Raw genomic sequence first — 22,833 nt, forward strand, 5'->3', positions numbered from 1 at the left:
CTGCTCTGGGGTAGAATTCATGTCGGGCAAGGTGTGTTCGTGCTGATAGGGTAGGTTTTTAGATAATTCCCATTCTATCAATCACTTACGGCATTCTTGCCCTTTTTTGTGCAAAATTCAGGCTAGACTGCGAATCCTGATGTTAGCGCTAACTTGTGGAGACGGCATGGTCGGCAAGGAGGACAAGATGCGCTGGGTGGTGATGGGGGTGTCCGGTTGCGGCAAGAGCACGGTCGGGCAAGCGCTCGCGCAAGCGCTCGGCGTGAGGTTCGTGGAGGGCGACCAGTATCATCCGGCCGCCAACGTGGCCAAGATGTCGGCCGGGATGGCGCTCGACGATGCGGACCGGGCCGGCTGGCTGCATGCCCTGCAAGGGCAGATCCGCGAGGCGCGCGCGCGCGGCGCCGGCCTTGTGCTGTCGTGCTCGGCGCTCAAGCGGCGCTACCGCGACCTGCTGCGCGAAGGCGATCCGGCGCTGCGCTTCGCCCACCTGGACGGGCCGCGCGAACTGATCGCCGCGCGCATGCGCGCGCGCGCTGATCACTACATGCCGCCCGCGCTGCTCGAAAGCCAACTGCGCGACCTCGAGCCGTTGCAGCTTGATGAAGCCGGCGTGGTGCTCGACATCGGCAGCGCGCCGGCCCTGCAGGTGACGCGCATCCTCGGCGGCCAGTGAGGCCTGGCCGGCGTCAGCCTTGGCCGGCGCCTTAGATGCAGGCGATGTAGGCCGCCTGGCTGGCGGCCGGCGTTTGCGCGGGCGCTCGACGTGAACAAGGTCCGCCCGACCGGCTTGACCGTGAATCAGGCCAAGCGGGTCCTGATGGTGGTGCTGGAACACGAGCGCGTGGACATGTCCGACACAGCCTGGTGGATCGAGGAACCGTTTCGTGGCGGCGACGACCTGTATCCGGGTTACCGTACCTTCAGCCTGGTGTACAGCCACCCCAAGAACGCCATGTCATTTACCCACGGCCACTACGCGGTCAATGTGCTGACCGGAGATGTGTGGGTGGCGAACGGCTGCAAACGCATCAGCTTCCCGGCCTTGTCGGCACTTCAGCAAGGTATTTCCTCGCGCACTGGCAAACATCGCCCGAGCGCCAGGGTGGCGCGCGACGACTTCGGCTACTGATGCTGGCATCTCCCCGCCAAAGCGTTCGCACAACGGGGCCTGGATCAGCCGCTTCCGGCGCGGCTATTGCGCCGCGGCGATACACGGGTTGACCGTGTCAGCGTCCAGGTTCAAGGTGCGCAGCATGGTCGTGCGCGCACACATGGCGAAGGCCGGCATGGCGTCGTTGATCGACATGCGCGGTTTGTACTTGGGCGCGATCTGGGCATAGCAGGTCACCATCGATTCGTCGAGCGTCGCAGCGAAACGCGCGCGCGAGACGCCGTGGCAAGCGACGATTTTCTCGCTGATGGTCTTGCTCGATGCCGCACTGCGCCCGCGCACGTAGGCGAACGCGGCGTCGGTGGCGACCAGGCCTTGCGCGTCCGGCGCCAGCTGCGACTTGTCGAGGTTGGGGGCCGGCGCCGGGTCCGCCGCGTGTACGTGTACGCCAGCGACGACGGCCGCCGCAAGGATCAGGGTTGTGAGGATGGTGGTGCGCATGGTGCTCTTTCTGGTCGGGTAAATCGGAACAAGGCGGTGACGTAGTCTAGCGCGTCGCGAGCGCTTGCAGGTCCGCTGTCATGAGCTTTTTCGGCACGAACGCCAGGGCGTCCGGCGATGCCGCCACGGCCACCTCGGCCATCGCCTGGGTGATGCGGCGCTGCGCGATTTTCGACAGCGCCAGCGGGTGCGTGCGCAGGCCGCGCAGCAAGGCTTCGTCGTCCGCCGCGGACAAGGTGGCCTTGGCCTCGGGCGCCAGCCAGGTCGTATCGGCCGTCCAGTCGGGTTCGAAATCGCTGTCGATCGCCAGTACCGTCGCCGCTTCCAGCGCACTGTCGAACGCGCGGCCGAGGGCGCGGTAGGACACGGCCAGCAGGAAGTGCGCGTCAACCGGAAATTCCAGATCGCCCAGCGCCAGGATGGCGTCGCCGATCGCGCCGGCGTAGTCCTCGTTCCAGACCCGCACCCAGGCGCGCAGCGCATACTGCCGGCCGCGCAGCTTGCGTGTCCATTCATCCCCGGCGCCCGCTGCCAGGTTGGCCTCGATGACGCGGGTGCAGATGTCTTCTTCCATCCCGTCCGGCACCCAATACATCGCTCCCACGTCCTGCGCGACCGCCGCCGTGCATACGTCGACGCTGCGCAGCGCCGGCGGGACGAAGGCGAGCGTGTCCCCGCCATGCTGAACCGAGGCCAGGCACAGGGCGGGCGTGAGCAGGTGGGCCGGAATGTACTTTAGTAGCGCCGCGTGGCGCTCGCGCACCGCGCGCGCCGCGATGTCGGCGGTGATCGCCTGCTTGCGTACGGTGCGGATGTCCGAGATTTTCAGCTGCAATGCCAGTGCTTCGAGTTCCGGCGTGCGCAGCCAGAGCGGGATTTTGTACAAACTGACGCCGGCGCGCAGCGCGCGTTCGCTCATCGGCGCATCGATCAGGGCGCCCCAGTAGTTCCACAAGGCGTTCTGGTCCCAGCGGGTGCGCGCTTTGCTGCGATAGGCGTCATGCGCGATCCAGGCGTCGTCCTCGCCGTACAGCGCGCGCGCCAGCGCCAGGCCTTGGGCGCTCATGCAGACATCGGGAATCGCGCGTGCGCAATCGACACTCTTGCGTATCAGCGCTTCCAGCCGCTCCGGCGTCTGGAAACGTTCGGGCAGGTGCTCCAGCGCGTCCGAGTGGGCCTCGGTGGCGGCATCGGCCAGCTCGGCGCTGATCTGGTCGTCGGCGAGCTCGTTGATGCTGGTGGGCGATTCGGTTACCAGGGCCAGCAGGGCCTCATGGCTCATGGGGGACAACGCGTCCTCGTCCTCGTCCTCGTCTTCGTCGTTGTCGTCTTCGTCGTCGTCGTCTTCGTCGTCGTCGTCTTCGTCGCCGGGCAGCTGGTCGAACGCTTCCAGCGCCAGTTCCAGCGTTTCAAGGCTCGGCGCGCAGGTCAGCCACAAGTCGCCCCACTCGTCGCCGTCGCCGGTGTCGCCGCTCCAGTTCAGGGCCAGCCACAGGCGGTTCGCCTCGGGGGCGTCGTCCGTGCCTGGCAGGGTGGCGTCAAGGCGGATCGGCCAGGCGTAGTACCAGGTGTTGTGCGGCTGGCCGGCAAAGTCGGGCGCGTTGTCGGACGGGCCGAATTGCGCGCTCAGCCGCTCCACGCAGTCCTGCTCGATCCGGTGCAGGAGCGCCCTGCGTTCCTCCGCCAGGAAGGGGTAGTAGCCGACCAGTTCTTCGTTGAGGTAGAAGCGCACGATGCGGCTGCGCGTGGCCAGGTAGCTGGCGAGCGCCGCTTCCACAGCGGCGTCCTCATCCTCGTCCTCATCCTCGTCCTCGTCCTCATCCTCGCCTTCCTGGTCCTCGCCCTCATCGTCGAGTTTTCCTTCGCGCACGAGCAGTTGCAGCTTGCGTTCGGTAGCGAGCAGCATCGCCCTGGCGAAGTCGGCCAGGGCATCAAGCGAGGGGAGCTTGTCCATCAGGGAGTGCGGCGGGGCCACGAAGAAGCGCTCCGGCAGTGCGATCGGCCCGCCTGCGGGGCTGGTCCAGAGCAGGCGCGCATCGGCGTCGTAGAGCGCCGCATACTGGCCCTGCGCCGATGCTTCGCGGCGCAGGCGGAAGGCGATGCGGGCGTCGCGCCCGAGCATCAGCAGGTCGTCGTCGTCGCCGAAGAAGACGGCCAGCGGCGTGTCCGGTTCCGCTTCTTCGAACATGCCGTCCTTGTCCGTCAGCGGCTCCAGGGCGTTGCCAGGCACCGCGACGAATTCGCCTTCGATGTCCAGGATGCCCCATGTGGCCGGCGGATTGGGCTGGCCCTCGACGCGCTCGGCGTAGTGCGCAGTGCGTCCGAGGGCGATGCCGTGCTCGTTGATCGCGCCGCCCCAGTCCATGCCGGGAATGTGCAGCGCGCCATGACGCGTGAGGTAGGTATAGTCGTTCTCGCGCAGCACGCCGCCGACCATATTGGTGTTTCCGGTGGGCGCACCCGCGAAAAACCTGTCGCCGCGCGCATCCAGAAAGCCGGTGTCGTAATCCCAGCTGCTTTTCCCCTGCCCGAAAAATGCCAGGCCGTCGGCATTGAAGTCGTCGATGAACCGGTAGCCGGGCTGCGCGATCCATTCGCCGCGCGCGTCGATCAGGCCATACCGGTTTTCTCCGACCGATACCGGCGCCGCGCCACCGGCGCAAAAACGCAGTGCCTTGACGAAGCGCGGAGCAATCGCCCAGCCGCCCTGTTGGTCCAGATAGCCGGCCTGGTCGCGCTTGCCGCTCCTGGCCACCGCCAGGCCGTTCGCGCAAAAATCACCGGCCTCGCAAAACTCGCCCTCGAAAGCAAACTCGCCGCGCTTGTCGATGTAGCGAAAGGTGTCGGGCGCGACCAGCACCGCCGCCAGGCCAGCATGGAAACGCCGCCCGCCGAGCAAGCGCGGCGCGATCGCTGGCGTGCCGTCCGGGTGCATGAAACCCAACAGTCCATCCTTGCGGTACGGCCCCAGGCCATCGGAGAAGGGGTGGGTATTTTCCAGTTCGGGCGCAACCACCCAGCGGCCGTCCGCATCGATGTAGCCGGCGCCGCCGCCGATGGCTTTGGCGGGGGCGATCAGGCCGCCCTTGCCATCGTCGCTGAAGGCCCCGACCCATCGCAGCGCGGGCGAGGCCGGCATGACCCGGCCTGCGGACACCAGGAGGATTTCGCGCGGGCCGTCGCCAGCCTGCAGGTAATTGCGGATCAAGATCGGTGGGGTTGGCATGTGGCGGGTTCTCGTTTCGGAAGAGTCAAGCGTCAAGAGTCAAGCGTCAAGAGTCAAGCGTCAAGCGTCAAGCGTGTCGGAGCGCTTGTTGAGGCGATATTTTAACCGCACGCCTTGATTGTTCATCAAGAGCGCGGCCGTGGCCGCACCGCGCTGTCGCAGGGATTGGTTCAGGGCAGTTGCGCGCGCAGCCGTTCGATGGCGAAGTCGGCGAACTGGCGCACCCTGGGCGACAGATGCAGCGCGTGCGGATACACCACCTGCAGCGGCTCGCTCGGCGCGCTGTAGTGCGGCAGCACGCGCACCAGCGTCCCGGCGGCGAGATCCTCGCTCACATCCCACAGCGCCTTGTAGAAAATGCCGCCGCCTTCGCGCGCGATGGCTTGGGCCGCATCGCCATCGTTGCAGAAAAAGGTCGGCGTGATGGCGGCCGTGACCGCTTTGCCGTCGCGCTCGAACACCCAGTGCCGGGTCGAGTCGGCGCGGTACACGATGCAGGCGTGCCGGACCAGGTCCTCGGGCGTGAGCGGGGCGCCGTGCCGTTCGATGTAGGCGGGCGAGGCGCACATGATGCGGTAGCCGGTGGCGACCGGGCGCGCGATCATGCTCGAATCGTTCAGGTTGCCGAAGCGCAGGGCCACGTCGATGGCCGACTCGACCATGTCGACGTAGGCGTCGTCCAGGCTCAGCTCGATGCACAGGGCCGGATGCTGGCGCTGGAAGGCGGCCGCGATGCCGCTCATGTAGCGCCGCCCGAAGCCGCGCGGCGCCGCCACCCGCAACAGGCCGGCAATGCTGGTGCGGCTGTCGGTCATGTCGGCCTCGGCATCCTGGACTTCGGCCAGGATGCGGATGCAGCGCTGGTGAAAGCGCGCCCCTTCCTGCGTGAGCGACTGCTTGCGCGTGGTGCGGTTGAGCAGGCGCACACCGAGCCGGTCTTCCAGCGCCGCCATGCGCTTGCTCACCACCGCCAATGACAAGTCGAGCTCGCCGGCGGCGTCGGTCATGCTGCCGGTCTGCACCACGCGCGCAAAAATGCTCAGGTCGAGAATGTTGTCGATCATGCGATTGTCAACGCTGCATAGATAGACATTGTATTTTTATCCCATGTATCAATGAAAGTGAAATAAATATAATCGATCGCCTCACCACTTTCAAGGAAGTAACATGAAAAACACCATCCTGATCGGCGTTCTGGCGGCCGCCTTCCTCGCCTTTGGCGCGCCCGCCGCATTCGCCCAGGCCGCGCCAGGCGCCCGCCTCAACAAGGTCCAGCCCGGCTACCATCATTTCAAGGTGGGCAATGTGAACGTGACGGCCTTGTCCGACGGCACCCTGGCGATTCCCCCCGCCGCGCTCCTGACCAACGTGGCGCCGGCGCAGGTGGCGGCGCGCCTGGCGGCCACTTTCCAGGGAAGCCATGTGGATGCGTCCGTCAACGCCTACCTGATCGAGAGCGGCGCGCGCCTGCTGCTGGTCGACACCGGCAGCGGCGAACTGTACGGCCCGACCCTGAACAAGCTGGTCGCCACGATGACATCGGCCGGCTACCAGCCCGCACAGATCACCGACATCCTGATCACGCATATCCACACCGATCATACGGGCGGACTGACGGATGGAAAGCGCATGGTTTTCCCCAACGCCACCTTGCATCTCGACAAGCGCGAGCTGGACTACTGGATGAGCGCCGCCAGGCGCAGCGAAGCGCCCGAGGCCAGGCGGGCGCTGTTCGACCAGGCGCTGATGAAGGTAAAACCGTATGTCGACGCCGGCAAGGTCAAGCCCTTCGATGGCGCCACCGAATTATTCCCCGGCATCCGCGCGATCCCGAGCTACGGCCACACGCCGGGCCACAGTTTCTACGCGCTCGATAGCGGCGGCGAAAAGCTGGTGTTCTGGGGCGACCTGCTGCACGTGGCGGAAGTCCAGATGCCGGACCCGTCGGTGACGATCGTGTTCGATGTCGACGCCAATGCGGCGGCGGCGCAGCGCACGCGCGCCTTTGCTGAAGCGGCCAGTGAGAAATACCTGGTGGCGGGCGACCATGTGGCGTTTCCCGGCGTGGGCCGTTTGCGGGCCGACGCTGACGGCTACCGCTGGGTGCCGCTACCGTATGTCAACGACCACGTGAAATAGGCCGGGAACCGGCCTCGGGCCAAAGTGGAAGGAGGGAGGAAAGCTGGTGCCCGGTGTTGAGGCCACCGGACCAGCCTGTCGCCGCATAGAACAGAGGCGGCGTACACCCATAGCCTAAGCGCCTGACGCGTACGCAACACGATCTGCGTCTATCGCGCCCGCTCGCCTGCGCGCCGCTGTTGTGGTATGCAGTTGGGCGAAAATGTCCCCAATTATCGGCTCGCCTCGATGGCCGCCACGGGGCGCGGTTCCGACAACCACAGCGCCAGTCCCAGCGCGGGAAAGGCCATGCCCGTCAGCAACACCGCATGCCAGCCATATGTGGCGAACACCCACCCGCCGAGCGCCGAGCCGAGCGCGCCGCCGGCAAAAAACAGCGCGATATACAGCGAGTTCAGGCGGCTGCGCACTTCCGGCGCCATGCCGAAAATGGCGCGCTGGCCCAGCACCAGGCTGGCGGCCACGCCCATGTCGAGGATGATCGAGGCCACCACCAGCACGCCCAGCGCCAGCGCGCGCGAACCGGGAATCAGCAAGGGCAGGGCAAAGGCCAGCACGCCCAGGGTCAGCGCCACGCCGGTGGCCGGCAAGGTTTTGCCGGCATCGGCCAGGCGCCCGGCGATCGGCGAGGCGATCGCCCCGGCCATGCCGACCAGCGCAAAGATCGCGATGCCGGTCTGCGAAATCTGGAACTGCGGCCCGGACAACATCATCGGCGTGACCGTCCAGAACAGGCTGAAGGCGCCGAACAGGCCGGCCTGGTAAGCGGCGCGGCGACGCAGCACCGGCGTGGTCTTGAACAAGGTCCACATCGAGCCGATCAGGCGCCCGTACGGCAGCGCGGAGGTCGGCATGCGCTGCGGCAGCTTGACGCGCAGCACGGCGGCCAGCATCAGGGTCAGCACGGCGGCGCCGCCGAACACCACGTGCCAGTTGCTGGCGTCGGCCACCAGGCTGGCGACCGGGCGCGCCAGCATGATGCCCAGCAGCAGGCCGCTGACCACCTGGCCCACCACCTTGCCACGGGTCGCTTCGCGCGACAGGTGGGCGGCAATCGGCACCAGTATCTGCGCGGCCACGGAACCGAGGCCGATCGCCAGCGCCGCCGCCAGGAACACCCAGCCGCTGGTGCTGAACGCCGCCGTGAGCAGCGCCACGGCGGTCAGCAGCAGGGCGCCGATCACCAGGCGCCGGTTTTCCAGCACATCGCCGAGCGGCACGATGAACAGCAGGCCGACGGTGTAGCCGACCTGGGTCAGGGTGACGATCAGCCCGGCGGCTGCGGCCGACAGGCCGGTGGCGCGGCTGATCGGCCCGACCAGGGTTTGTGCGTAATACAGATTGGCCACGATCAGGCCGGCGGCCACCGCCAGCAGCAGCACCATGCCGGAAGAAATATCGCCTGTGTGTTCGGTGTTCGGTTTCATCTTGCATCCTCAAAATAGCAACTTGCGTTGAAGTGCTGCCATTGTAGACAAAACCGGTCTGGCGATTATATGCTCATAATGCGCCTATACTTTTCACAAAACATGAACAATCGATCGGGAAACACGCATGGACAAGGTGAAGGCAATGCAAACATTCGTGCGCATCGTGGAGGCCAACAGTTTTTCGCGCGCGGCCGAGAGCCTGCACCTGCCGCGCGCCTCGCTGACGGCCACCATGAAGAACCTGGAAGCATTTTTGGGCAGCCAGTTGCTCCAGCGCACCACGCGCAAGCTCTCGCTGACGCCCGACGGAGCCCAGTATTACGCCCACTGCATCGACATCCTGGCCGCCATCGACGCGGCCGAGCAACCGTTTTTTGGCGCCGAATCGGCCCGGCCCAGGGGCAAGCTGCGGATCGACCTGCCGTCGGCGCTGGCGCGGCACCTGATCCTGCCGCACATCGGCGCCTTCCATGAGGCCTGTCCCGAGGTCGAACTGAGCATCAGCATCACCGACCGCCTGGTCGACCTGATCCAGGACGGCATCGACTGCGCGGTGCGGGTCGGGCAGTTGCAGGATTGCTCGATGATCGGGCGCCAGATCGGCGAGATGCGCTTCGTCACCTGCGCCGCGCCATCCTACTTTGCGCGTCATGGCGTGCCGCGCGCGATTGACGAGCTGCACGTACACCGCAGCGTGGTGCATTTTTCGGCGCGCACGGGGCGCCCGTTCGACTGGGATTTCGTGGTGGGCGAGGCGGTGGTCAAGGTGGCCATCAGCGGGCCGATCGCGGTCAACGACGCCGACGCCAACCTCAGTTGCGCCTTGCAGGGACTGGGACTGACGCAGGTCGCCACCTATCAGGTGCGCCGGCACCTGGCCGACGGCGCGCTGGTGCAGGTGCTGGCGGACACGCCGCCCACGCCCATGCCGGTGTCGCTGCTGTATCCGCAAGGGCGGATGGCGGCGCCCAAGCTGGCCGCCTTTGCCGGCTGGCTGGTGGCGCTGTTCGACAGCGACCCGGACCTGGCGCTGGCCGGCCGGCCCTGATGCTTATGGCCGGGAGTGCGCGCCGGCCCACGAACCGATCAGTTCGAGTGCCTCCGGGGCGATGGTTTCCTTGATTCCGGCCACCTCCGAAAAGGCGCCAGTGCCGGCGCTCTGGAAGAAGTGGTTCAGCCCGGCCAGGCGGCGCACGCTCGCTTTCGGATTGCCGGCCAGCGCGCGCGTGAGCGCCGGAATATTCTCTTCCGCCATCACCACCTGGTCTTTGTCGCCGACCAGGGCCAGCACCGCGCAACGCGGGCCCTGCAGCACCGGCGCCGGGTCCGACGCCAGGAAGCTGCGCATCCACGGCGTGAGCAGGGGCGCCAGTTCCTCCGGCGACCAGGGGCGGCCATAGCTGGCCTGGGCGTCCAGATAGAGCTGGCGGGCGCGCCGTTCGCGCTCGGCCGCTGGCGCGTCGGCGGTCACGGCGCCGAAGACGGCTTGTTGCAAGCGCAGCTCGCGTTCGGTCTCGGCGGCGCTCTTGCCGGCCATGCCTTGCTTGCGGGTGCGGTCGAGCAGCATCTGGTCGCCGCGAATGCCGTTTCCAGCCATCATCACCACGAACACGATGCGCGGGTCCTTGCCGGCCACCATGGGCGCGATGATGCCGCCTTCGCTGTGTCCGACGAGGCCGATGCGTTGCGGGTCGATGTTGGCGCGCGTGCGCAGGAAGGCGACACCGGCTTCGATGTCTGAGGCGAAGTCGGCGGTGGTGGCGCTCCCGAAGCTGCCGTTCGACTGGCCCAGGCCGCGCTTGTCGCTGCGCAGCACGGCAAAGCCGCGCCGGCTCAGGTCGTCGGCCAGGACGCGGTAGAACTGGTGGCCGAACAGGTCGCCATCGCGATTGACCGGGCCGGAGCCGGGCACGATGACGATGGCCGGGAACGGGCCGGGGCCGGGTGGCGTGCTCAGGGTGCCGGCCAGGCGGCTGGGACCGGACGGGTTGGCGAAGGTGACCGCGCTCTCGATGTAGGGGACGCTGGCCGTGGGTGTGTGCGGGTGCCTGGGTTTGTCGCGGGCGTAGAGCGGTACGGCGATGACGCCGGCGAGCAGGGCGATTGCGCCGAGAAGGCGGATCGGGCCGTGTTTGAACATGTCTGCTTTCGTCATTGCGTGATTGCGTGATTGGGTGACTTAGCGAAGAATGCCTTGCTCACCCGGAAACGCACCGCGCCTTGGTCATTTTCATAATTGAACTTGGCTCCCGTTGCTTGCAGAATAAGCCGCAGCCCCGTGCCCCGTCCATTGATATTAAAGCAATTTGTTTTGCTTATACAATAAACAAATGAAGCGTGCCCAAAAATGAGGCGTGCCAGCGAGGTTAAAGGAGACACTCAACCATGTTGATGCCAAAATCGCATCGCATCGCATCGCATCGCATCGCATCGCGCTGCTGTTCAACGCGAACAAAATTTTCGATCGTGAAGTCATTGAAGGAATCGCCGCCTATCTGTCGAGCACGCGCAGCTCGTGGGACCTGTTCCTCGAAGAAGACTTCCGCCTGCGCCTGCCCGGCATCGAGGACTGGCAGGGCGACGGCGTGATCGCCGATTTCGACGACCCCGCGGTCGCCGCCGCCCTCGCGCGCAGTCGCATTCCCGTCGTCGCCGTGGGCGGGTCCTACGAAAACGTGGCCGCCTATCCGTCCGGCGTGCCCTACGTGGCCACCGACAATTTCAAACTCATCAAACTGGCTTACGAACACTTGATCGAAGCCGGCCTGCGCCACGTCGCGCTGTTCAGCCTGCCGGAAGCGCAGGAAAACCGCTGGGCCCAGGAGCGCGAAAACGCCTTCCGCAGCCTGATGCGGCGCGACCGCATGGAAGCCGAAGTCTTCCGTGGCCAGGGCACCAGCGCGCCATCGTGGGACGAAGCGGTCCAGCAGCAGATCAACTGGCTGCACAGCCTGCCCAAACCGTGCGGCATCATCGCCGTGACCGACGCCCGGGCGCGCCAGTTGATGCAGGCCTGCATGATCGCCGGCATCGAAGTACCCGAACAGGTGGCGCTGATCGGCATCGACAACGACCCGCTGGCGCGCATGCTCACCCGCATTCCGCTCAGCTCGGTGATCCAGGGCGCGCAGGAAATGGGACGCGCCGCCGCCCACCTGCTCGACCAGATGCTGCACGGCGCGCGCTTGTCGACGACGCGCATTCTGGTGCCGCCGGCCGGCATCAACGTGCTGGCGTCGAGCAAGCACGAACCGGCCAAGCACCCGCACGTGATGCGCGCGCGCCACTTTATCCGCCAGTACGCCTGTCAGGGCATCAAGACCGGGCAGGTGGCCGATTACGTCGGTATTTCGCGCTCGTCGCTGGAATCGTATTTCCGCCAGGAGCTCGGTTGCAGCGTACACGACGAGATCCTGCGCTTCCGCCTCGACACGGCCATCGCCATCCTCGGGCGCGGCGACTGCAACCTGGCCAACGTGGCGCTCAGTTGCGGCTTTACCTCGAGCCAGTACATGCACTCGGTCTTCAAGCGCGAGCTTGGCTGCACCCCGCGCGCCTACCAGGACCAGGCCCTGCAAGGCCAGGCCGAGCCGGCGGGGACTCCTCAATTTCACCATGCAGACTCTTAATGACGACCAAGCAATTGATTGCCCCACCCGCGCTGCGCGCCGCCGACCAGCTGTTCACCCTGCGCAACGGCAATGACATGCGCCTGACGATCAGCGAGCGCGGGGCGGCGCTGGTGTCGTGGTGGGCGCCCGACCGCTACGGCAAGGTGGCCGACGTGCTGCTCGGCTATCGCGACCTGGCGGGCTACGCCGACAACAGCGCCTACTTCGGCGCCATCATCGGGCGCTGGGCCAACCGCATCGCGCAGGGCCGCTTCATGCTCGACGGCGCGCCGGTGCAGGCCGCCGTCAACGACCGCGGCAACCATCTGCACGGCGGCGACGCCGGCTTTCACAGGGCGCGCTGGAAATTGAGCGCATCCGACGCGGGGGTCTCGCTGCGCCTTAGCTCGCCCGATGGCGACAGCGGCTTTCCCGGCAAGCTCGACGTGCAGGTGCATTACCGGCTCGACGACGAAGGCCGCCTGACCATCGACTTCGAAGCCGTGGCGGACGCGCCCACGCCGGTCAACCTGACCGCGCATCCCTACTTCAACCTGAACGGCGGCAGCGCCGACGTGGGCGACCACATGTTGCAGATCGATGCCGATTTTTACCTGGAGACCGATCCGGGCGGCATTCCCGTGGGCGTGGCGGCGGTGGCCGGGACCCCGTTCGACTTTCGCCAGCCGGCCGCGATCGGACCGCGCCTGGGCTGGCCGGATGCGCAGATCCGGCTGGCGGGCGGCTTCGACCATTGTTACTGCGTCAAGCCGCACGCGATGGGCCGCACCGGGCCGCTGCGCGACGTGGCGCGCGTGGTCGATCCCGGATCGGGGCGGCGTTTGCAGGTGTCCACCACCGAGCCGGGCTTGCAGTTTTATAGCGGCAATTGGCTCGATGGGGTGCAGGGCAGGGCGGGGCGGCCGTATGCGCGGCATGACGGCTTTTGCCTGGAGGCGCATGCGTATCCGGATCAGTTGAACGGCCAGTGCGCCTCGGCCGTGATTCTGCGGCCCGGGCAGGTGTACCGGCAGACCACGGTGTACCGTTTGTCCTTGCAGGCCTGAGCCTTGCGCACGCCAACCGCCGGCGTTGAAACACCGGCGCTGTTGCGCGCTTGGGGGGGGGATTATGGCGGCGGCATGTCTTTCGTAGCGTAGCTCAATTCCAGTGCCCGCAGGGCATTGGTGTCGGCAATGCAGGCCAGTCGGGTGATTTCATGCGCACTGCCTATGGCGCCGCCTCGCAGCGAGTCGGCGAATGAGCACTTTGCCTGGCGATACTTGGCGAAGATCGTGCTGGACGCCTTCAATTTCGTTTTTGCCAGCTTCTTGAAATTGGCGTTCTCGAACCACTGGTCGATCATCTCGACCGCCTTGGTTTCGGCCTGCTTGAGCGTGACGGCACTGTCGGCCGCCATGTTGGTCAGGCAATCGTACCGGTCGGCCTGCGAGAACTGATCACATTTTTCGGCCGCGTCGAACTGCGGCACCGCCGTGGCGGCATCGGTTTGGGAAGCGGTTTTGACGGTGTCGGCCTGTGCCGCAAACACGGGCGAAGCGACCAGTAGTGCGAGGGCAAATAGGCTTATGGTGCGCATGCGGCCCCCTGTTTCGCGCGTACCAGAACGTCGCAGCCGTCGATCTGCCGGTTCTCGTTGCCGCTATAAGTTTCGAACCCATGCTGCCACTTCTTGTAGTCGGTCATTGCAAACCTCACAGAATGTTGTTTATGCGCCAATGCAGGTGTTAGGGTATCATTTTTGTGATAAAAATGCCAATATTTCATTCTGAAGACGATGCCACGGACAAGGCGCCGTGAATGCAGCCACCTATCCGCCTGGCATGCGCAGGTCAACGAGAAGTCACAATTGAGCGGTATCGTTGGCAGCGGCAGGCGTAACGCTCTCGCCCGACCTTCCCGCGACATTGGCCCTCTCTCAAAAGGCAGCTTCCATGAAAAGAGAAACACACTCCGTTCAACCGACAAATCTGGCGTGGTGCAAGGCCGCGCTGGCGTCCTGTATCGCCTTGAGCGCCGTGGCGGCGCACGCCGACGACTTCCCCAAGTGGAATGCCGGTATCACCAAATACAATGAAAAGCAGGTGCGCAATTTTCATCCGACCTTCGACTTCGACTCGGACGGCTGCTATCCGGCCACGCCGTTTCACCGCAACGAGAACCTGCGCCAGAATCCCGGCAAGAACGCCACTGGCAGCGTGCATGGCGCGTGCCGCGACGCCGACTGGACCGCCTATGCCAATACCGTTCACCGGCAAATCTGCAAGGCCAGCGTCGAAGGCGCCGACAAGGTCGAACGTTGCGCGCACTTTTACGAGCTGTATTTTGAGAAGGACCAGGCTATCGGCCTGAGCTTTCTCGGCGGCCACAGGCACGATGTGGAAACGGTGATCGTGTGGACCGGCAAAGTGAACGAGCAGCCAGATTTCATCTCGCACGTTTCCACCAGCGCCCACGGAAAATACACCACCCGCCCGATCGGGCAGGTACTGACCCAGAACGGCCACCCGATGGTCGTCTATCACAAGGACGGCGCCCTCACCCACGCTTTCCGCTTCGCTAACGCCGAGGACAAGCGCCGCGTCGAGTTCCTCGGCAACTGGGGCGAGTTTTATGCGCCGGATATCATCAGCCATTACAGCGCGGTGGTGGACTGGAACAGCGACGAAAGCGTGCGCTATCAAGCCAACCGGCAGTACCGGCTGGCGCTGGAAGCATCGAATTTCGGCAGCGCCTCGTTCAAGACGCGCAACGACAACGAGATTGCCAATGTCGCCAACAGCACGGTGCCGCGCAGCGACGCGTTCTGGCAAAACACCGCGTTTTCGCTCAATGAGGTGTGGAGCACCAGAGACAGCGAATTGAAGGCGAATTATCCGCAGGCTTACCTGCAGATCAGGGAATAGCGCGGCGAACATGAGCCACCTCGCGGTGGCCGGACCAGGCACGTGCCACGTCGTACAACTTGCTTATTGTCTAATCTGGAGTTCAAGCGTAGTATGATTTCATCGCTGCCGTGACGACCCGCTTCGGGTCGCCGGCGCCGATCCCGACCTGCGCGACCCGGTTCCCCACCGTCCTCGCAATGGCGACAGGTACGCGAGGTATCTGTCTCAGACATCGCTGTCGGATGCTCATTGTATTTCCCTAACCCACGTTGTCGGACCCGATCGACCTGCGTCGCATTGTCAGGCCGATCTGGCATTGCCGCAGGCAAGGCCCCGGCACGTGGGCAGGGATCGTCCTGCGCGGCGCAAAGCGTTCGCCCAAAGAACGCGCGCCTCTTTCTATTTTCTTCATTGGAGACAACCATGAAAACGTCCTTCCTTGGCGCCAGCATCATGCTGGCGTTCGCTTCCACCGCCCACGCTGCCGCGCTCGACGCCAGCACCTACGTCGGCGCCAGCACGCCCCTGCAAACGGCCTTGTACGGCGTGCGCAACTATTCCGCTCCGGTGCTGGTGAAGGGCTTGCACGACCCGGCCAACTACCTGGCCGCGCCCAGGCTGCCGGCGTGGCAGTTCGCCCGGGTCGATCCGACCGGCGGCGTGCTCACGTTCGAGCGCCAGGCGGCGCCGGCGACCGGTTGGCATACCTGGTCGCGCAAGGGCAAGGTGGTCCTGAGCGGCGGCGGCGCGGCTCGATCGCATCTATACCGTGTTCAACGGCCAGCAACTGGTCGCCGCCATCAATTTCTGCGCTCTGATCGACCGTGACGCATTGCCCGGAATAGGATTTTGCGGACCAACGACGTGACAGTGGCGCCGACACCCGCAGGCGGTTTTGCATCCCATTGCGCAGCGAGCGTGTCCCCCCCCTGCGTGTACCCCCTGCGTGTACCCCCTGCGTGTACCCCCTTCCTACACCTTGAATCCGCCGACGATCTGTTCCAGGTTGGCCGCCTGCTGCTGCAGCGACAGCGCCGCCGCCGCCGCTTGCTCGACCAGGGCGGCGTTTTGCTGGGTAGTGTCGTCCAGTTCCGTGATCGCCTGGTTGACCTGGCCGATGCCCAGGTTTTGCTCGGCGCTGGCGCCCATGATGGCGCCGATGATGCTGGCCACCTTGTCGGTGCTGGCGACGATCTGCTGCATCGTGGCGCCGGCCTCGGCCACCAGCGCGGCGCCCTTGTCGACCCCGGCCACCGACTCGCCGATCAGGGCGTTGATTTCCTTGGCCGCCGCCGCCGAGCGTTGTGCCAGGTTGCGCACCTCGGCGGCGACCACGGCGAAGCCGCGTCCCTGCTCGCCGGCGCGCGCCGCCTCGACGGCCGCGTTCAGCGCCAGAATATTGGTCTGGAAGGCGATGCCGTCGATCACGCTGATGATGTCGACAATCTTGCGCGACGATTGCTCGATCGCACCCATGGTCGTCACCACGCTCGAGACAATGGTGCCGCCCTGCGCGGCCACGGTGGAGGCCTCGCGCGCCAGCCGGTTGGCCTGGCTGGCGTTGTCCTCGTTGTTCTTGACGGTGCTGGTGAGCTCCTCCATCGAGGCGGCCGTTTCCTCCAGCGAACTGGCCTGCGCCTCGGTGCGCGCGGACAGGTCCTGGTTGCCGGCCGCGATTTCGCGCGAGGCCAGTGCGATCGACTGGGTGCTCATGCCGATTTGCTGGAGCATGCTTTGCAGGCGTGCGATAAAGCTGTTGACGCTGCTCGAGACGGCGTCGAACTCCATGCCGCCGCCGGGCGGCAGGCGGCGCGTCAGGTCGGCGTCGCCGGCCGAGAGGGCGTCGATGTTGTCCTTCAAAACGGCCAGGCGGTGCATGATCATGCGGACGCCCAGGACGATCAACACCAGCATGGCGATGGCGATCGGAATCTGCACCACGCCCAGGGTATGCAGGATGCGGTTGCTCTGCTGGCTCAGCAGATGATTCGGCAGGCCGGTGGCCAGCAGCCACGGGCTGCCCGGAATGGTGGCTACGAACAGGGTATGGTCGGTGCCGTCGCTGCGGTAGGACGATTCGAGCGCGGCTTTGTCGCCCAGTTGCGGCAGCACCTTGACCAGCTGCGCCGCCAGCGGCGAGGTGGCGGCCAGGTCGCTGATGTTCTTGAGCACGATTTCGCTCTTGATATGGCTGCTGTTGCTGACCACCTTGCCGTCGTGCTCCAGGATCAGGATCTGGCCATGCACGGCCGCTTCCATGTCCGCCACCAGGCGGTTGAAAAAGCCGAGCGTGACGTCCACCGTCGAGACGCCGAACAGTTCATCGCCCTTGTAGATGGCCATGGCGCAGTTGGTGCGCGGCTGCGGGCTGGCGTCGTCCTTGTAGGCCTTGGCCCAGGCGCACTGGCCTTTGGGCGCCTTGGCGCCGCCCTGCCACCACGGCTGCTCAAAATACTTGAGCGACTCCGGCGAATTCCAGTGGGTGTTGACCTGCAGCTTGCCGGCCGCGTCGCGCGCGTAGAAGGTGCTGAACTTTTCCTTTTCGGGATCGCGCTTTTTGGGGGCCGGCCAGATGCCGCCGCCGAACACGTTCAAGTCGCCATACTGATCGACCAGGCCGGGCAGCAGGGTGTCGATCGCGGCGCTGTCCATCAAGGCCACGGTCTGCGTGATGGCGCGCTGCTGCGCTTCGACCTGCTTGAGCTGCTCGCTGATCTTGATGGCAATGTTGTTGACATCGTTACCGATCAGCTGGCCTTCGGCGCGTTTCAGTTCCGGCGTGATGAACAGCGCGATGGCTGTCAGCGTAATGAGCAGCAAGGCGACGAAAATGGCGGAAAACAAGAGGGTGAAGCGCGATTGGCTGGAGCGGAAATAGTCGTTCAAGGGAACCTCTGGGTGGATGGACTGCTGATGTGATGGGCCGCCCACGCACGGGATAATGCGTTCTCCCTTCGCAACGGCGCAGTTGCTCAAGAAGACTATGCTTGTAGGAAACAACTGTCAAATGTGTGTGGGTCATTCTGCGCAATACGCAACACCCTGCTGCCGCCGATTGCAAGTAACGCTGCTGATAATCATGATCGCCCTTGGTGGATTTCATAATAGAAAAGACCTGACGCTCAGCGCACCATCTATCCCGTGATGCCTGGCAAGGGAAGCTCCCCGGCCGGGCCGGCATCGAGTCCAATCGGGAAGAGAGACATGACAGATTCAGACATATCGATGTTGCCGGTCGATGCAGAACAGGCCTTGCTGGTCGGTCGCGCCTGGCGCGCCGGCGCCGGTCCCTCGGTGGTGGTGCTGCGCGCCGGCCAGGTCATCGACATCAGCGTCCACGCCGCCACCATGACCGGGCTGCTCGAACGCGCCGACGCCCCGGCGATCGCGCGCAACGCCCCCGGCGATGCGCTCGGTACGCTGGACGAGCTGCTGGCCAACGCAAAAACCGAGAGTACGCGCCTGCTGGCCCCCAACGACCTGCAAGCGATCAAGGCCTGCGGCGTGACGTTTGCCGTCAGCCTGCTCGAACGGGTGATCGAAGAACAGGCCAAGGGCAACCCGGCCCGGGCCGGCGAACTGCGCGGCGCGATGCAGGAATGCATCGGCGACGACCTCTCGGCCATCAAGCCCGGTTCGCCGGCGGCCGATAAACTCAAGCAAGACCTGATCGTGCGCGGCCTCTGGTCGCCCTACATGGAAGTGGGCATCGGCCCGGACGCCGAAGTGTTTTCCAAGTCGCAGCCGATGTCGGCGGTGGGTTTCGGGGCCGATGTCGGCCTGCATCCTGATTCCAGATGGAACAATCCCGAGCCGGAGATCGTGCTTGCCGTCAACAGCCGAGGCGAAGTGCGGGGCGCCAGCCTGGGCAACGACGTCAACCTGCGCGATATCGAAGGCCGCAGCGCCTTGCTGCTCGGTAAAGCCAAGGACAACAACGCTTCCTGCGCGATCGGGCCGTTCATCCGCCTGTTCGACCAGCACTTTACGATCGACACCATCCGTAACGCCGAGGTCAGCATGCTGATCGAAGGCGCGGACGACAATTTCCGCCTGGCGGGCGCAAGCCGCATGCGCGAAATCAGCCGCGATCCGCTCGAGGCGACCAGATCGACTACGGCATCAACCTGCCGGCCAAGCCGATCGTCCTGAAAATCAGGATCGGCACCTACTAATCACTATGGGAGATCACAGAATGCGTCTTAAATCACTGGTGGGAACGGCGTCCTGCCTGGCCTTGATGGCCTCCGGCCACGCCCTGGCCGGCACGTTCCAAAAAACCGGCAACGGCGTGGTCGTCAAACCCGACCAGGGCGCGGCGAAGGAAGTGCGCCTGGAGGTGATGAGCGAGAATATCATCCATGTCGTCAAGCTCGATGAACCGGGCAAGGAACTGACGCCATCGATGATGACGGTGGCCAAACCGTGCGCCTGCCGGTTCACGGTCAGCGATGCCGACCAGGACGTGGTGACGCTCAACGCCGGCAAAATCTCGGCCAGGGTATCCTTGAAGACCGGGCTGGTGAAGTTCTATAACGCCAAAGGCGAAGTATTCCTCACCCAGTCGTCCGAGAGCCTTACGCCCATCAAGGTCGACGGCAAGCCGTTTTTGGCGATCAAGCAGGGCTTCAATCCGGGCCTGAAGGATGCATACTACGGCCTGGGCCAGCACCAGAACGCCCAGATGAACATGAACGGCGAAGACGTCCTGCTGGCGCAGCACAATATGGACGTGGCGGTGCCGTTCGTGATCTCCGATAAAAACTACGGCGTCCTGTGGGATAACAACGCCATCTCGCGCTTCGGCGACCCCAAGCCGTACGGCCCGATGAAGCGCGACCTGAAACTGGTGGACGCCAGCGGCAAGGCCGGCGGCCTGACCGCACGCTATTACGTGGGCGGCAAACTGGCATTGACCCGCCACGAATCGGACATCGACTACAAATACCTCAAGGACGTGGCCGAACACTGGCCCAAGGAACTCGGTACGCTCAAGGACCTCAAAGACGTCAAGGTGGTGTGGGAAGGCACCATGAGTTCGGCCAAGGCCGGCATGCACAAGATGCAGCTCTATTCGTCCGACTACGCGACCTTGACGCTCGATGGCAAGCAGGTGCTGGACGTCTGGCGCCAGGGCTGGAACCCGTGGTACCACAACTTCGAGGTCAAGTTTGCCGCCAACAAGCCGGTGAAGCTGCACCTGGAATGGAAGCCGACCGGCGGCATGATCGCCATCACCCACAACGACCCGCTGCCGCCGGCCGAACGCCATTCGCTGACGTTTTCGTCCGAGATCGCGCAAGCGGTGAACTACTACGTCATCAACGCCGAGAACATGGACAGCGTGATCGCCGGCTACCGCCACCTGACCGGGCAGGCGCCGATGATGCCGAAATGGGCCTACGGCTACTGGCAATCGCGCCAGCGCTACGAAACGCAGGACCAGATTGTGGGCGCCGTGCGCGAGTACCGCAAGCGCGGCTGGCCGTTGGATAACATCGTGCAGGACTGGTTCTACTGGCCCGAAAACGGCTGGGGTTCGCACGATTTCGACAAGACCCGCTTCCCCGACCCGAAAGGCATGGTCGACGAAATCCACAAGAACAATGTGCGCGTGATGCTGTCCATCTGGGGCAAGTTCTACGCCGACACCGACAACTACAAGGAGTTCGCCGCCAAGGGTCACATGTGGACCAAGAACGTGGAGAATGGCGACCTTGACTGGGTCGGGCCAGGCTACAAGAACGCCCACTACGACCCGTACACGCAGGAAGCGCGCGATATCTATTATCGCCAGGTGAAAACCAAGCTCGGAGGATTCGGTTTCGATTCGTGGTGGATGGATAACAGCGAGCCGGATGTGCTGTCGAATACCCGTCCGGAAGACTTCAAGAAGCTGATCGGGCCAACCGTCCACGGCGCCGGCGAGATCACTTACAACACCTACAGCATGCCGCATACGCAGGCGCTGATCGAAGGGCTCAAGCGCGACCAGCCCGATACGCGCCAGCTGATTTTGTCGCGCTCGGGCTTTGCCGGCATCCAGCGCAACGCGGTGGCGGTATGGAGCGGCGACACGGTAGGGCGCTGGAACAACCTGTACGACCAGATTTCGGCCGGGGTGAATTTCTCGATGTCCGGCATTCCGAACTGGACCCACGATATCGGCGGCTACGCGCAGGAAGTGCGCTTCCAGAGCGGCGACGTCGGCTCGGCCCAGGAAAACCGCAGCACGGGCGCCGCCGTCGTCAACCCGGAAGACATGAAGGAATGGCAGGAACTCAATCTGCGCTGGTTCCAGTTCGGCGCCTTTACGCCGCTGTTCCGCTCCCACGGCGAAGTGGTCAAGCGCGAGATCTACAACATCGCGCCGGAAGGCTCGGAGATGCAGGACTCGATGCTCTGGTACCTCAAATTGCGCTATCGCCTGATGCCCTACATTTACGCGACCGCCTCGGATATCTACTACCACTCGGGCACCGTGATGCGCGGACTGGTGATGGATTTTCCGAAGGATGAACAGGTCAAGGATATCAAGGACCAGTACCTGTTCGGGCGCGACCTGATGGTGGCGCCGGTGCATGTATACGGCGCGCGCGAGCGCAGCGTGTACATGCCGAAAGGGGCAAGTTGGTACGACTTCTACACCGGCGCGCTGTACCAGGGCGGCAAGACGGTGACGATGGCCGCGCCGGCGGCGCGCATGCCGCTGCTGGTCAAGGCTGGCGCGATCCTGCCGATGGGTCCCGTGACGCAGTATGTGGATGAAAAACCGGATGCGCCGATCACGCTCAACGTTTACACGGGCGCGGACGGCAAGTTCAGCCTGTACGAGGATGACGGCGTCACCAACGCCTATACGCGGGGAGAGTTCAGCCGCATTCCGCTCAGTTACGACGACAGCACAAAAACCGTGACCATCGGCGCGCGCACCGGCCAGTACAAGGGCGTGGTCGGCAAGCGCCAGTTCAAGGTGCGCTTCATCAAGGCGGGCGTATCGAGTTCGGACGACTTCGACAAGTCCGATAAAGAAGTCGGCTACGACGGCAAGGCGATCACTGTCAAGATGTAGCAACGGCTTTGTGGCATCGCCCGCCCGCGTCCGGGCGGTTTTTTATGGCTCGGGCAGGAAGGCAAGCCTGCTCCGCCAGTTGCGGATAGATGACATTGCCTCTTTGATTTGATGAGATGTCGTGGGATTTGTATTGCGATGACATGTTAATTGGAATACTCAGGCTTGAATATCGACAGCCATGAAAAGAATAGTGTTAAAACTCCCATTCCAAATAACGTCAGGGAGCCTCCCCATAATGCACCGAATGCATCGGTGCTGGGATGGTTGCGAGGATGATCCGCATAGTACAAAACGCTCACCTTCTCGCCGGCCTCGTAGGATATTTCGCCATTCTGGCCATATTCAACCACCTCGCCTTTTGCCGTAGTGAAACGGACGTCGACATGATGTTTGCCTGCCCTTTGCCGGACAACAACACCATCCGCACGAACGGTGGATTTGATGAATTCACCCCTGTCTTGTATGCCCTCGTAACCAAATAAGAACAAGCATATTGAGGCAAAGAAAAGAACTATTCCCCATATTAAATTCCGGGTGGATGTATCAGGTGGTATTAATCCAGGCCGCATAGTTATCGTTAATCCCTTATGATCGTGTAACTGGATGGTTTATTCTGCTTTGAATGCAATTTTCCACGCATGGATTTCTACTATTATACGCCGTTCGTTGGAATATATTTTTAATATGGCAACTACCGCCAGGTAACCAATCACCTCCCCGCAGACAATTTTTCTGCCTGGAAACTCAGTTCAATGTATGATGTGCAATCTTGTTAAAAAAGCCCACGCCTCTCACTGATTTCGACCTGCGCCAGATGGATGAAGAATG

18 protein-coding genes are annotated in these 22,833 nt (G+C 64.1%); 10 read left to right on the forward strand and 8 right to left on the reverse strand.

The genetic code is table 11. From position 1 onward, the window contains the following. Positions 1-166: 166 nt before the first annotated feature. Together F1735_RS27620 and F1735_RS27625 are read left to right on the forward strand one after the other, a co-directional pair. Complete coding sequence (locus F1735_RS27620; RefSeq protein WP_229505997.1) at positions 167-676, forward strand: gluconokinase; 510 nt, start codon at positions 167-169, stop codon at positions 674-676. 90 nt (positions 677-766) lie between these two features. Then, positions 767-1,132 (forward strand): hypothetical protein, encoded by a 366-nt coding sequence (locus F1735_RS27625; protein ID WP_167239914.1) that lies wholly within the window; start codon positions 767-769, stop codon positions 1,130-1,132. A gap of 63 nt (positions 1,133-1,195) precedes the next feature. Here F1735_RS27625 and F1735_RS27630 read toward each other — a convergent pair whose 3' ends face one another. From F1735_RS27630 to F1735_RS27640, 3 genes are all read right to left on the reverse strand, one after another. Then, positions 1,196-1,615: a hypothetical protein gene (locus F1735_RS27630; RefSeq protein WP_167239915.1), complete on the reverse strand. Its 420-nt coding sequence runs from the start codon at positions 1,613-1,615 to the stop codon at positions 1,196-1,198. Between the two features lie 46 nt (positions 1,616-1,661). Further along, complete coding sequence (locus tag F1735_RS27635) at positions 1,662-4,841, reverse strand: WG repeat-containing protein (RefSeq protein WP_167239916.1); 3,180 nt, start codon at positions 4,839-4,841, stop codon at positions 1,662-1,664. 170 nt (positions 4,842-5,011) lie between these two features. Then, positions 5,012-5,905 carry a LysR family transcriptional regulator gene (locus F1735_RS27640; RefSeq protein WP_167239917.1) on the reverse strand — a complete coding sequence of 298 codons (894 nt, stop codon included), beginning with the start codon at positions 5,903-5,905 and terminating at the stop codon, positions 5,012-5,014. Positions 5,906-6,008: 103 nt separating this feature from the next. Between F1735_RS27640 and F1735_RS27645 the strand changes: the two genes are divergently transcribed. Next, the gene (locus tag F1735_RS27645) at positions 6,009-6,980 is read left to right on the forward strand and encodes an MBL fold metallo-hydrolase (RefSeq protein ID WP_167239918.1); all 972 of its coding nucleotides are present in this window, start codon (positions 6,009-6,011) and stop codon (positions 6,978-6,980) included. A 212-nt stretch (positions 6,981-7,192) separates the two neighbouring features. Here the strand turns inward: F1735_RS27645 and F1735_RS27650 are convergent, their stop codons facing one another. Beyond that, entirely contained in the window at positions 7,193-8,407 is a 1,215-nt protein-coding gene (locus F1735_RS27650) for an MFS transporter (RefSeq protein ID WP_229505998.1), read from the reverse strand. 145 nt (positions 8,408-8,552) lie between these two features. Here F1735_RS27650 and F1735_RS27655 point away from each other — a divergent pair, with 145 nt between their 5' ends. Further along, entirely contained in the window at positions 8,553-9,458 is a 906-nt protein-coding gene (locus F1735_RS27655; protein WP_308628086.1) for a LysR family transcriptional regulator, read from the forward strand. Positions 9,459-9,461: 3 nt separating this feature from the next. Here the strand turns inward: F1735_RS27655 and F1735_RS27660 are convergent, their stop codons facing one another. Beyond that, on the reverse strand, positions 9,462-10,565 hold the full coding sequence (locus tag F1735_RS27660; RefSeq protein WP_167239920.1) for an alpha/beta hydrolase family protein: 1,104 nt from the start codon (positions 10,563-10,565) through the stop codon (positions 9,462-9,464). A gap of 259 nt (positions 10,566-10,824) precedes the next feature. Between F1735_RS27660 and F1735_RS27665 the strand changes: the two genes are divergently transcribed. Both F1735_RS27665 and F1735_RS27670 read left to right on the forward strand, forming a co-directional pair. Then, positions 10,825-12,039 carry a XylR family transcriptional regulator gene (locus F1735_RS27665; RefSeq protein WP_373888591.1) on the forward strand — a complete coding sequence of 405 codons (1,215 nt, stop codon included), beginning with the start codon at positions 10,825-10,827 and terminating at the stop codon, positions 12,037-12,039. Further along, positions 12,039-13,088, forward strand: a complete 1,050-nt coding sequence (locus tag F1735_RS27670; RefSeq protein WP_167239921.1) for an aldose epimerase family protein — start codon at positions 12,039-12,041, stop codon at positions 13,086-13,088. Before F1735_RS27665 ends, F1735_RS27670 begins: the two co-directional genes overlap by 1 nt. 62 nt (positions 13,089-13,150) lie before the next feature. On the opposite strand, the gene F1735_RS27675 is transcribed toward F1735_RS27670, so the two are convergent. After that, positions 13,151-13,621 carry a lysozyme inhibitor LprI family protein gene (locus F1735_RS27675; RefSeq protein ID WP_167239922.1) on the reverse strand — a complete coding sequence of 157 codons (471 nt, stop codon included), beginning with the start codon at positions 13,619-13,621 and terminating at the stop codon, positions 13,151-13,153. Between the two features lie 355 nt (positions 13,622-13,976). On the opposite strand from F1735_RS27675, the gene F1735_RS27680 reads away from it, so the two are divergent. Together F1735_RS27680 and F1735_RS27685 are read left to right on the forward strand one after the other, a co-directional pair. Next, positions 13,977-14,948, forward strand: a complete 972-nt coding sequence (locus F1735_RS27680) for an NPP1 family protein (protein WP_167239923.1) — start codon at positions 13,977-13,979, stop codon at positions 14,946-14,948. A gap of 405 nt (positions 14,949-15,353) precedes the next feature. Then, on the forward strand, positions 15,354-15,758 hold the full coding sequence (locus F1735_RS27685; RefSeq protein ID WP_187364377.1) for a hypothetical protein: 405 nt from the start codon (positions 15,354-15,356) through the stop codon (positions 15,756-15,758). Positions 15,759-15,902: 144 nt separating this feature from the next. Here the strand turns inward: F1735_RS27685 and F1735_RS27690 are convergent, their stop codons facing one another. Continuing rightward, positions 15,903-17,816, reverse strand: coding sequence for a methyl-accepting chemotaxis protein (locus F1735_RS27690; RefSeq protein ID WP_222853095.1), 1,914 nt, complete (start codon positions 17,814-17,816; stop codon positions 15,903-15,905). Positions 17,817-18,134: 318 nt separating this feature from the next. Between F1735_RS27690 and F1735_RS27695 the strand changes: the two genes are divergently transcribed. Next, the gene (locus F1735_RS27695) at positions 18,135-19,082 is read left to right on the forward strand and encodes a fumarylacetoacetate hydrolase family protein (protein WP_308628088.1); all 948 of its coding nucleotides are present in this window, start codon (positions 18,135-18,137) and stop codon (positions 19,080-19,082) included. Positions 19,083-19,125: 43 nt separating this feature from the next. Continuing rightward, complete coding sequence (locus F1735_RS27700) at positions 19,126-22,002, forward strand: glycoside hydrolase family 31 protein (protein ID WP_167239924.1); 2,877 nt, start codon at positions 19,126-19,128, stop codon at positions 22,000-22,002. A 146-nt stretch (positions 22,003-22,148) separates the two neighbouring features. Here the strand turns inward: F1735_RS27700 and F1735_RS27705 are convergent, their stop codons facing one another. Then, positions 22,149-22,493, reverse strand: a complete 345-nt coding sequence (locus tag F1735_RS27705; RefSeq protein WP_167239925.1) for a DUF3592 domain-containing protein — start codon at positions 22,491-22,493, stop codon at positions 22,149-22,151. Positions 22,494-22,833 lie beyond the last annotated feature (340 nt).

It is taken from the genome of Massilia genomosp. 1 (genome assembly GCF_011682185.1).
Classification (GTDB): Bacteria; Pseudomonadota; Gammaproteobacteria; order Burkholderiales; family Burkholderiaceae_D; genus Telluria_A; species Telluria_A rubra.

Bases quoted from the DNA above. Each gene is read 5' to 3' on its own strand.
- F1735_RS27620 (WP_229505997.1), top strand. From the start codon at position 167: ATGGTCGGCAAGGAGGACAAGATGCGCTGGGTGGTGATGGGGGTGTCC.
- F1735_RS27655 (WP_308628086.1), top strand. From the start codon at position 8,553: ATGCAAACATTCGTGCGCATCGTGGAGGCCAACAGTTTTTCGCGCGCG.
- F1735_RS27700 (WP_167239924.1), top strand. From the start codon at position 19,126: ATGCGTCTTAAATCACTGGTGGGAACGGCGTCCTGCCTGGCCTTGATG.
- F1735_RS27670 (WP_167239921.1), top strand. From the start codon at position 12,039: ATGACGACCAAGCAATTGATTGCCCCACCCGCGCTGCGCGCCGCCGAC.
- F1735_RS27695 (WP_308628088.1), top strand. From the start codon at position 18,135: ATGACAGATTCAGACATATCGATGTTGCCGGTCGATGCAGAACAGGCC.
- F1735_RS27650 (WP_229505998.1), bottom strand. From the start codon at position 8,407: ATGAAACCGAACACCGAACACACAGGCGATATTTCTTCCGGCATGGTG.
- F1735_RS27675 (WP_167239922.1), bottom strand. From the start codon at position 13,621: ATGCGCACCATAAGCCTATTTGCCCTCGCACTACTGGTCGCTTCGCCC.
- F1735_RS27680 (WP_167239923.1), top strand. From the start codon at position 13,977: ATGAAAAGAGAAACACACTCCGTTCAACCGACAAATCTGGCGTGGTGC.
- F1735_RS27640 (WP_167239917.1), bottom strand. From the start codon at position 5,905: ATGATCGACAACATTCTCGACCTGAGCATTTTTGCGCGCGTGGTGCAG.
- F1735_RS27660 (WP_167239920.1), bottom strand. From the start codon at position 10,565: ATGACGAAAGCAGACATGTTCAAACACGGCCCGATCCGCCTTCTCGGC.
- F1735_RS27630 (WP_167239915.1), bottom strand. From the start codon at position 1,615: ATGCGCACCACCATCCTCACAACCCTGATCCTTGCGGCGGCCGTCGTC.
- F1735_RS27635 (WP_167239916.1), bottom strand. From the start codon at position 4,841: ATGCCAACCCCACCGATCTTGATCCGCAATTACCTGCAGGCTGGCGAC.
- F1735_RS27685 (WP_187364377.1), top strand. From the start codon at position 15,354: ATGAAAACGTCCTTCCTTGGCGCCAGCATCATGCTGGCGTTCGCTTCC.
- F1735_RS27645 (WP_167239918.1), top strand. From the start codon at position 6,009: ATGAAAAACACCATCCTGATCGGCGTTCTGGCGGCCGCCTTCCTCGCC.